Raw genomic sequence first — 10,492 nt, forward strand, 5'->3', positions numbered from 1 at the left:
CCTCAAAGGCGGAAGCTACATCAGTATAGCTCTTCTCTTCATCCTTGCCATCTTCCTTAACAGTCTTAACCTTGAAACTTGGAGCCGTCCACTCTCCACTCTCATACTTGGCACCTCCGCCAAAATACGTAGCAACCTTATCACCTAATGAATAAAGCTGAGAACCATTAACCGCTTCGCTTGAGTCTTTAGAAACAGTTCCAGCCTGAAGAGACGTAATCTTGCTATTCCCTTTCGTATCTCCTTCTCCATGCTGCGCTACAAAAGCTTTATCCGCTTCACTCCAATTCAAAGAATCACTTTTAACGATTTGAGCAAGACCTTTGATCTCTTTATCAAGCTGCCCTTTGTTAACCGCTTCGTTATCATTTTCTGCCGCCTTCACACCAGAAAGTGTCCGATCTGTACTCGTATTATCTGCTATACTGATTGCAGCACCACCTTTTCCAGAACCTATGCTAATAAGTTTTGTATCATTATCTTGCTTAACAAGGCTATCGCTTACAACTTTGTTAATCTCTTTGTGAATATTCGTGAAAGATGTACTTACGCCATCTAACGCATCCGCAACATTATTATAAGTTTCCTCTTTCGAATTGCCTGTATCATCGAATTTCTTAACCTTGAAACTTGGGGCAGTCCATTCACCTGCATCATCATAGCCTGCACCACCACCAAAATATTTCGCTGTATGCTCAGCAACCTTAGTAACATTTTTATTGGTTGTAAAAAGTTGCGAACCATTAACCGCATCCGTTGAGCTTTCTGAGAGTGTTCCAGCACTCACTCCGGTGATTGTCCGTTCCTTACCTTCATTGTTAAGAATACTTACTTCCGTACCGCCTGCTGCCTTACCTATGGTGATAACACCCGATCCCCCTGCACGAAGACTACGACTGAAGCCCGTCTCTTCTTCTTGCTTAACAAGGATACTGTCTCTTACATCGACAATCTCTTCATTCAGAGTGGTGAAAGCACTGTTAACACCTTCAAAAGCAGCAGCAACATTATGATAAGTCTTCTCGTCACCTTCTGTGCCATCAGCATCGAATTGCGCAACTTTGAAATCAGGTTCTGTCCATTTGCCTTCCTCATACTTGGTATTACCACCGAAATATTCTGCAAGGGCTGTGTTCGTAGAATGGAGCTGTGAACCATTCACGGCATCGGTTGAGCCTTCAGATATATCTCCATTCGAAAGATACTTAATCTTGCTATTGGTTTTACTATTTTCTTCTCCATGCTGCGCTACAAAGGCATCCTCATCCTTGCTCCATACCAAAGAATCCTGTGCTACTCCTTGTGAAACTTCCTTAATACGATCGTTCACAGTCTTGATATTCTTATCAAGTCCTTTAAAGGCAGAACCAACATCCTCATAGGTTTTGTCATCTACCTTACCGTCTTTAGAAACTGTCGATAAGTCATACTTTGGTTGTTTAAAACTTTTACCATCAAAGGATACATCTCCACCTAAAATCTTTGATAAATCATCTGTGATTGTATGAAGCTGTCCACCAGCCACTGCATCATGAGAGCCCTTAGCAATACTACCATCTGCAACATTATGAAGGCCAACAGAGGAAGAATTCTTACCTTTGCCTAATGTCACACTCGTATAATCAGTCTCATCACCTATTTTATCATAATGAACAACCGCCGATTCATCAGACTGAAGTTTATCAGAAAGATCTTTTAAACCTTTATCAAGCTGTCCCTTGTTAACCGCTTCATTGTTATTCGCAGCTTCCTTTACACCAGAAAGCGTCCGATCCCCGTTATCTTTATTGGCAATATTGATTTCACTGCCTGCTACTTCTTTACCAATAGTGATAAGACTTGTATCTGCATCTTGCTTAACAAGACTATCACTTACAACCTTGTTAATCTCTTTGTGAATATTCGTGAAAGAGGCGCCAACATCAGATAACGCATCCGCAACATTATCATACTGCTTCTCTTCAACTGCAACACCATCATCTTTGACAGCTTTAACCGTGAATTTTGGTGCGGTCCATTCACCATTCTCATACTTAGCATCACCACCAAAATATTTCGCTGTATGCTCAGCAATCTTAGTAACATTTTCATTGGTGGTAAAAAGCTGTGAGCCATTCACCGCATCCGTTGAGCTTGCAGATATATCGCCATTCGCAAGATACTTAATCTTACTATTGCTTTTTGCATCTTCTTTCCCATGCGTTGCTACAAACGCACCTTCTTCTTCGCTCCACATCAAAGCATTCTGATCAATATTTTCAGTGACCTCTTTTTTTACATTTGTGATAGAAGTACCAACCCCTGTTAAAGCACTTGCTACATCAGAATAGCTTTTATCTTCTTCAGTACCATCTTCATTGAAGATCTTAATCTTGAAACTTGGACCTGTCCAGTTTCCATTTCCAAAGTCAGCATCTCCACCAAAAAAAGTAGCTACCTTACCACCTAGTACATTTATCTGAGAACCATTGACTGCTTCATCTGAATTTGTACTGAGATCGCCACCTAATAAACCGGAAATTTTCCGTTTCTCATTATCTTTATTCAGAATGCTGACTTCATTGCCACCAGTTCCTTTCCCAATGGTAATAACACCTGTTCCCCCTGCACGAAGACTACGCGCTAATCTATTTTCTTCTTCTTGTTCTTGCTTAACAAGGATACTATCTCTTACATCAGCAATTTCATTATTTGTTGCAAATAACTGTGAACCATTCACCGCTTGTTGTGAAGTCTCAGTGAGTGCTGCAGCCTTAACTTTCTTTATCTCTTTACCTCCAGCATCAATGCCCGCGGTCGTTATTTTCGGTCCATCAGTAATTACCAGACCTGTTGCATCTAGGGCAGTTGTGCCTGCCTTTAAGCTCGTTAATGTAACATCTTGAGCTAAATCAAATTTTACCTTATTATCCTTATCGCCTTTTGTAATGTTAAGATTGGTACTGCCAGTAGAAAAATCTACTCCACTATCCATAATGACTGTTTTAGCATTTTTACCGTCAACAGACAGTTTCCAACCATTTTGTCTTACGACATCTTCTAAGTCTTGCAATTGTCTTAGATTCACTGCGTCTGCATCTTCACTACCAGCCGCTACACCTGTAATTTGTCGTGTTTTGCCAGCATCAACATCACCAACACTAACAGCACCTAATGTAGATTTCCAATAAGATACCTCATTCGTTGCAGGTCCCTGCAGCACAGAAGTATAACCCGGAACACCTGCAGCCCTATTGGCTCTAGTATGGCTTCCTATTGCAACACTCCCTTCCACCATCCCCAAAGCGTCGTGACCTAGCCCGATACTATCCAACGCCTGTGCTTTTGAATAGTAACCGATAGAAATGCCATTGTTAGCATTATCCCATACCGATGAACGCTGACCAATACCAATCCCATTTTCTCCTCGGACTTTAGCAACACGCCCTACGGCAATTGAATGATTACTCTTCGCAGTTGTATAATCATCTGGATATTTATCTGTAATATCATCAGAACCTATTGCGATACTATGCTGACCCAAAGAGTGCGCCGAGCGCCCTATAGAAATACTATTCAAACCTGTCGCCTCTGAACTATACCCCAAAACGATAGCATTTTTTTCTGTCGCCTTTGTAAAGGGACCTATAGCAACAGCACTGTCAGCGAGTGCTTTTGCAGTAACACCAATAGCAATTCCCTGATAATTCTTAGCTTCAGATGATAAACCGATAGCTATTGTTCTTTCAGCTGACGCACGTGCAGCGACGTAATAACAGTTTTTGCCTTTATCACATTTTTGCTCATTGCCTATCGCAATAGACGACACAGAGGGCGCACTCGCCGCCTCACCCAACTGAACACCTTTGCCACCACCTCTCTGCATTTCACTAACAGGAATAAGTTGTCTTGGTGTCAAAGTATTTATTACAGAACTATTATCAGTCTTTATTGTGGAATTCTTATCACTGTTACCAGAAAGAGTATTGATGAGAAAATTTGCATAGTCACTGGTAGCATCCACCTTAGGTGTCGTCGCAACACTCAACGCTGTTATATAATTCTCCTTTGACGCACTAGAAGCATCTAATTCACTGTTATCGCTATTATAAGCAGAGATAACATTTTGTGGAGTTCCTACAACAGCACTCTCGACACCTTCAAGGAACATTTTGCTTAAATCGACATTTGCCGAAAAACTAGGAGAAACATTCGATAAAAACGCAACTATTGCAACCAACAAAAGCACCCTCACCAAAGACAAGGGATAAGGAAAATGAGTCCCATTTGCATCATCGTGTGCTAATGTGGCATATAATTTTTTCATAACAAATTCTCCAATGAAAAAACTTAAAAACACCTCCAAAACATAAAAAAGACACATTTTAGCATTATTAATCTCCCTGGAATTCATAATAGACGATCGTTGCTTAGGATGTGAACATTTTGAGTCTTTTGTTTTGTTTGTGCTTTCTGTATTGAGATTTAAATGTTTGTTTTTGATTTATGTTTTGTGGACATAGAAATAATACATTTAGAATCTAAGGGTTTTAGTGTGCTGTTTTTTACTAACTAAAAAAGAGGTCTTCCATATTTAATATTACTTTTTACTTGGTAGTCGTTACTATAAAATGCTTTAAAAAAGGTTTTAGTATGTGTTTTCTTAATTATAGACTTTAGTTTTATTAGAAAGCATTTTTTTATTAATAACAAGTAAAATAAAAAGAGATTGTAGTATGTCCGATATCTAACTTGCTTTGGATAATTGCTTTTTTAGTTAGGACTTCTCTTCTTAAAATATCATGTAATGATATATGCGTGATCCTTTGATGTATCTTTTATCTTTACGCACTACTTATCCCCCCTTTGAAAGTTATTTTATCAAAATGAGTCTTATTAATATACATTCCTGCATGACTATAGACTGTTCAAGAAAATAGCAACATAAAAATATAACTTTTTAGCAATATGGATTCTACTGTGATCTTTTTGCAATAAAAGCATATAAGGGGTTTCTATAAAACCTCAAAGTTTATATCGTCATCAAATATTATGCTTATCTCTAGATAAATACTGTGCGTCTGTAAAAAATATTCACCCTCATTTCAATAAATAAGGGTGAATGTTTTGTTCGGTTTTTATTGTTCGTATTATTTTATTTTCAGAGTGATTGCACCACCTATTCCCCAATGACCACCAGCACTTGTGGCAGAGAGATTAGAGCGGATTTTTCCATTTTCAGATGTATAACCAGCTCCAAGAGCAAATGCCGATTGTCCACGCCATGCGCCGCTACCAAATGAGACACTCAAAGATCCTGGTTCGTCGAAGTAACGTAGATTGGACACTGCTAGACCAACCGCCGCTGCTTGCCTTGCTTCTTTCCGAACATCTTCAATGGCATAACTTAAAATATTAAACTTCATATCTGTATATTGGTGAGCCCGATCAACGGCATCATCAATAGCATCGATAACGATATTATTCACCCGTTGATCTGTGTAATGCTTTGATTGATCAAGAACGACCTTCATCTGCTGCTCAGTGTAATCATGCAGTTGACCACCATTAACAGCTTCTTTCGAACCTTGTTCAATACGACCATCCGCAACATTATCAATCATAACAGGTTCACTTTCATTCCCACCTTTTAGAGTGATCTTATTGGTCTTTTTACCATCAACATCTTTATCATAGTTAACTGCACCATCAGAAAGATTATTAACCGTGTTCTCAATATTATCAACTCTGTCTTCAATATTGAAAACTGTTTCACCAATATTCGTAACCGTAGTGGAAATATTGTCGACTCTGTTTTCAATATGTTTAATATCTTTTTCAACGCCAGTGATACGTTCGTTGGTCTCCCAAAGCTGTCCACCATTGACTGCATCTTTTGAACCTTCTGCAATTTTACCATCTGCTACATTGATAATCTTACTTGGTTGACCATCATGGCTAGCGTCATAAGCTTTTTTCTGCTCATTCCAATTTAAACCATTGGACGAGACATTGTTTTCAACATTTTGAATGCGGTCGTTTATCTTAGACATACTCTCACTTACGCCGTCAAAAGCACTGGCAACGTCATGATAATCCTTCTTTTCAGCAGAACTCCCGTTAGCCTTGAAATGCGTTATCTTGAAAGTAGGAGCGGTCCATTTTCCATTATTATAACCAGCGCCACCACCAAAATACGCAGCCAATTGGTTGCTCATCAAATAAAGCTGCGAACCATTTATAGCATCTGTTGAGTTAGCAGAAATATCTCCATTGGCAAGAAACTTAATTTTGCTATTGGTTCTTCCCTCTCCATGCTGTGCTACAAACGCCTGCTCATCATTACTCCACAATAGAGAATCTTTAGAAACACCCTCAATTTTCTGAGTAAATTCATTGGCTACATGTGTTAAGCGGCTATTCACATTGTTGATATTGTCATCAAGCCCTGTCAAAGCGTCACCAACATTAGATACTGCTACGCCATCTTCAGAAATGCGCGATAAATGATAGAGCGGACCAAACAAAATACCATCGCTAAATTCCGCATTCCCACCCAAAATGTTTGCTACATCTTCAGATATTTTTTCAATCTGACTGCCATTGATCGCATCAAGAGACCCTTTTGCAATTGTACCAGCTTGTACATTATGGAGAGAAACTGGTGCCGTAGTCTTATCACCACCCAAAGTCACGCTATTATAATTAATGGTGCCATCTGCATTTTTATCATAAAGAACCGCAAAGTTATTTGCTTCTTTAATGACCTTAATACTGTCCGTGATATCTGCAATTTCACCATCAAGTTGTTTTTTATTAACGGCTTCATCATCCTTAACTGCTTCTTTCACACCGGAAATTGCACGAGCATCACCTGATTTGTTTGCAATATTAATCTCTGTGCCTTCTATTTCCTTACCGATGATGATACGATTTGTCTCTTCTTCTCGCTTAACAAGGCTATTGCTTTTTATAGTGTCAACAACATCTGCAATCTGACCATCGAGCTGTTGTTTATTAACAGCGTCGTTATTGTTTACAGCAGCCTTCACACCGGAAATTATCCTATCTTCACCCGATTTGTTTGCAACATTGATTTCAGAACCACCTGTTTCTATACCAATGGTGATACGACCTTCTTCTCCACCATCTTGCTTAACAAGACTATTTGCTGCTATTTGATTTTTTATCTCTTGTAGCTGCGCAAAATTCACTGCATCATAAGGTTCTTCCCCAGCTGCCACTCCTGTAATCTGCTTATTGCCAGCATCAATACCATCCACAGTTATTCTAGCCCCATCAGCAAATATAATGCCATCATCACTTATAGAGCTTCTCCCAGCGGTAACTCGTTCCACTGTAATATTGTTAGCTAGATCAAATTTTACATTATTGTCTTCCGCACCTTTTGTAATCTTAAGGTTATCACTTGCAGCCGACAAATCTACCGTGCTCGTTATACCAATCGTTGTGGCATTTTTACCCCCAATAGATAGCTGCCAACCTTGGTCTACGTAAGTTTTTAACGCTTTTAGCTGTGCAACATTAACGGCATCGATAGAATAACTACCAGCAGCCACTCCTTCAAGCTGGCGTGTTACCTTATTTTTATAATCACCAATAGTTGCTGCATGCGCAGTACTTTTCCATACCTCACTGTTTTTATTTTTTTTGCTTAGCTCGATAGGACTGTAACCGCTAGCGCCAGCAAGCGATGTAGTCGAAGAACCGTCCCCAAGAACAACATTGCCATACGCCCGCGTTTCAGCATTCTTATCTATAACAATAGCTCCATTACCATCAACCCTCACCTTTGAGGAGTAATCATTCGCGAATGTATATTCCCCAATGCTATCTTGATTATCATATACGGAACCTATCGCAATACCGTCTAGCCCTGAAGCGCGAGCCATAGAGTTTATAGTAAAACTTTTCTCTTTTGCCGTATATTTCTCTGGATCTAAAACAACAGCTTTTTTAGCCCTCTTATCCCTTTTTGAATCAGAAACGAGCGTGCCATTCGCTGTGAAGATGTTTTGCGCATCTTCCCATGCAAATTTTCCGTCAGCTGTTAAAACATTTATTACAGAATTATAACCATCCATACCACTGTTATAATCATCATACGCAGAGATGATGCTTTGCGGATAAACTACGGCAGCATTCTTCACATTTTCGAGAGATGCTTTTGTTAAATCGAGATTTGCTGAAAAAACAGGAGCATCATTCGATAAAAATAAGGCAACCGCAGTTCCTAACGACGCTACTTTAAACAATGATGATCGACGATGTGAGCGAAAAAACTCAAATCACGCAGATTTTGTGTAGTGTATAATTTTTTCATAATACCCCTTCATAATAATAGATTAAAAACACAAAAAAGGTATGATCTAGAGCCCTAAAGCTTTCTTATTTCCCTTGCATGTCCGCGCTCTTACAACGTGTGTTTTTAGGACATAAATAAAATTAAGACGTAAGCTGTCGTTTCTGCAACGCCTTTAGAGGTGTAATTAGAGGCAGGTTTGTGAAAGTCAATTTGAGGAAGGTAAAAAAATACTTAATATTAGAATAGATTTCGTTTTTCTATCAAAGGTTGCATGTCGTTTTTAGCTTTGATCTCTTTGAAAGAAATATAATTTTTGTACCTATTGATTATCCGCTTAGGCATCAGTTTATTTTTCGTGAATAAGATTTTTTTATTTCATTAGAGGATTTATGAAAGCTTTTTACTAAAATGCCCCATCTATATCCTTACTAATGGTAATGTGTCTCGTTGCTGTATCCTATTTTACAAAAATACTCACTGCTACTTGTTCTTTTATTCCCTTCAGTTGTGAAAAATTCACTGCATCAGTATTGCTAGTTCCTTCTGCAACATTTGTTACTTTTTTACTTGCCGCATTAATACTACCGGTGGTTATTTGTGGGACATCAGTAATTACTAAGCCTGTTGCATCTACTTTTGTTTTTTCTCCTAATGTTATGCTTTTCAATGCTATATCATTAGCCAAACTCAATATGAGCTTATTTTCATCGTTCTTATCTCTTTTAACCCTGAAGTTACTTACTCCAGATGAAAAATTTATTGTACTATCTAGCACCCATATCTTTAACTTCCTCACCAGCAATAGACAATTTCCACCCTTTTTTCTTACAACTTCTTCTAAATCCTGTAACTGTCTAAGGTTCACTGCATCGGTAGGTTTGCTACCAGCTGCTACGCCTATAATTTGTTGCATTATATTCTTACTAGGAACACCAATACTTACTGCAACTTTCATACTTTTCCATTGAGATTCAGGGTTTTTAGCCGGTCCTTGCAGAAGAGACGTATACCCAAAAACGCCATCAGCCCTACCGGACACAGAGTTGTTCCCAATAGCCCCCCATCAACCGTCACTTTAGAATAAGAACCTAAAGCGATACTTCCAACCCCATTTGCTTTTGAATAGAAGCCCATAGAAATAGCTTCTTGAGCAAATGTATATGCACGGAGTAACCAAGTGAAATCGAACCATATTCTAAAACTTTAGAAACAGCTCCCACTACTGTTGAATAATCACTCTTCGAAAGAGTATAATCATTTTCCCCGTATTCGCTCTTCTTATTATATTCACTACCTATTGCGATACTGCTTTTCTCTAAAGCGTAAGCCATATTACCTACAGAAACGCTCCATTCTTTTTCCGTTTGCGCTCCACTACCCTAAAGCAATACTTGTGTTTGGAGTACGTTGCATATCTGTAGATCGTTGCATTATAAAGCATACGTTTAAAACTATACGAAAATAAAAGCTAAAACTGTCTCCTTTTAATAAAGGGTATATTCGTATTGACATTGCGTGAAGCATTTTAACAAATCAAAATAATAGCAATCAATTTTTTGAATCTTTACCACTAAGGTCTTTTATTCTCAACAAAGTTGTCAGAGGCTTTTTATATTCGGATTTTATATAATTACGGGAGTTTTATACATTTAGAATAGCTTTAGAGAGCTCTGGAAAAAGATAAAAAATTTGCCTTTTTCTTATTTAAGAAAAGGGCAAATCAATTTTATGGATTTAGTCGTTTATTAGTTGAGTATCACATTAACCCCTGCACTTATACCCCAGTGACCTCCAGAAGTGGTAATTGACAAGTTGGAACCAATATCACCGTTCTCTGAAGTATAACCTGCACCAACAGCAAAAGCAGATTGACTACGCCATAAACCACTCCCAAATGCGATTGTTAATTTTCCAGGAATATCACTATAGCGTAAACCAGCTACCGCTAAACCAACAGCTGCTGCTTGTCTTGCCTCTTTTCGAACATCCTCAACAGCATAATTTAATGTCGAAAACTTCATATCCGTATACGAATTAGCCTCATTAACTCCATCTTTTACAATATGAGAAACTTTCTCATCCGTATACTTATTGGCATCCTCAAGAACCGTCTTCATCTGCTCTTCAGTATAATCATGCAACTGACCACCATTAACAGCTTGCTGAGAACCTGTTTCAATCTTTCCA

Annotated in this window: 4 protein-coding genes and 1 pseudogene; all 5 read right to left on the reverse strand. The window is 38.6% G+C overall.

Annotated elements, in window-relative coordinates; all coding sequences use genetic code 11:
• Nucleotides 1-4,306, reverse strand: a pseudogene (locus ACFINO_RS08275) (hypothetical protein); the annotation flags it as partial.
• A gap of 823 nt (nt 4,307-5,129) precedes the next feature.
• Nucleotides 5,130-8,255, reverse strand: a complete 3,126-nt coding sequence (locus tag ACFINO_RS08280) for a Vomp family autotransporter (protein WP_375655416.1) — start codon at nt 8,253-8,255, stop codon at nt 5,130-5,132.
• A gap of 507 nt (nt 8,256-8,762) precedes the next feature.
• Nucleotides 8,763-9,260: a hypothetical protein gene (locus tag ACFINO_RS08285; RefSeq protein ID WP_375635019.1), complete on the reverse strand. Its 498-nt coding sequence runs from the start codon at nt 9,258-9,260 to the stop codon at nt 8,763-8,765.
• Between the two features lie 133 nt (nt 9,261-9,393).
• A complete protein-coding gene (locus ACFINO_RS08290) occupies nt 9,394-9,636 on the reverse strand; it encodes a hypothetical protein (protein WP_375633132.1) in 243 nt (80 codons plus the stop codon).
• A 414-nt stretch (nt 9,637-10,050) separates the two neighbouring features.
• Nucleotides 10,051-10,492: YadA-like family protein (locus ACFINO_RS08295; RefSeq protein WP_375655417.1), on the reverse strand; the 442-nt coding region annotated here is incomplete at its 5' end.

This window comes from Bartonella sp. AA83SXKL, from assembly GCF_042196965.1.
Classification (GTDB): Bacteria; Pseudomonadota; Alphaproteobacteria; order Rhizobiales; family Rhizobiaceae; genus Bartonella.

What these genes read in the sequence shown, in the direction of transcription:
- ACFINO_RS08285 (WP_375635019.1), bottom strand. Translation starts at nt 9,260, where the DNA reads ATGAAAGTTGCAGTAAGTATTGGTGTTCCTAGTAAGAATATAATGCAA.
- ACFINO_RS08290 (WP_375633132.1), bottom strand. Translation starts at nt 9,636, where the DNA reads ATGGCTTACGCTTTAGAGAAAAGCAGTATCGCAATAGGTAGTGAATAT.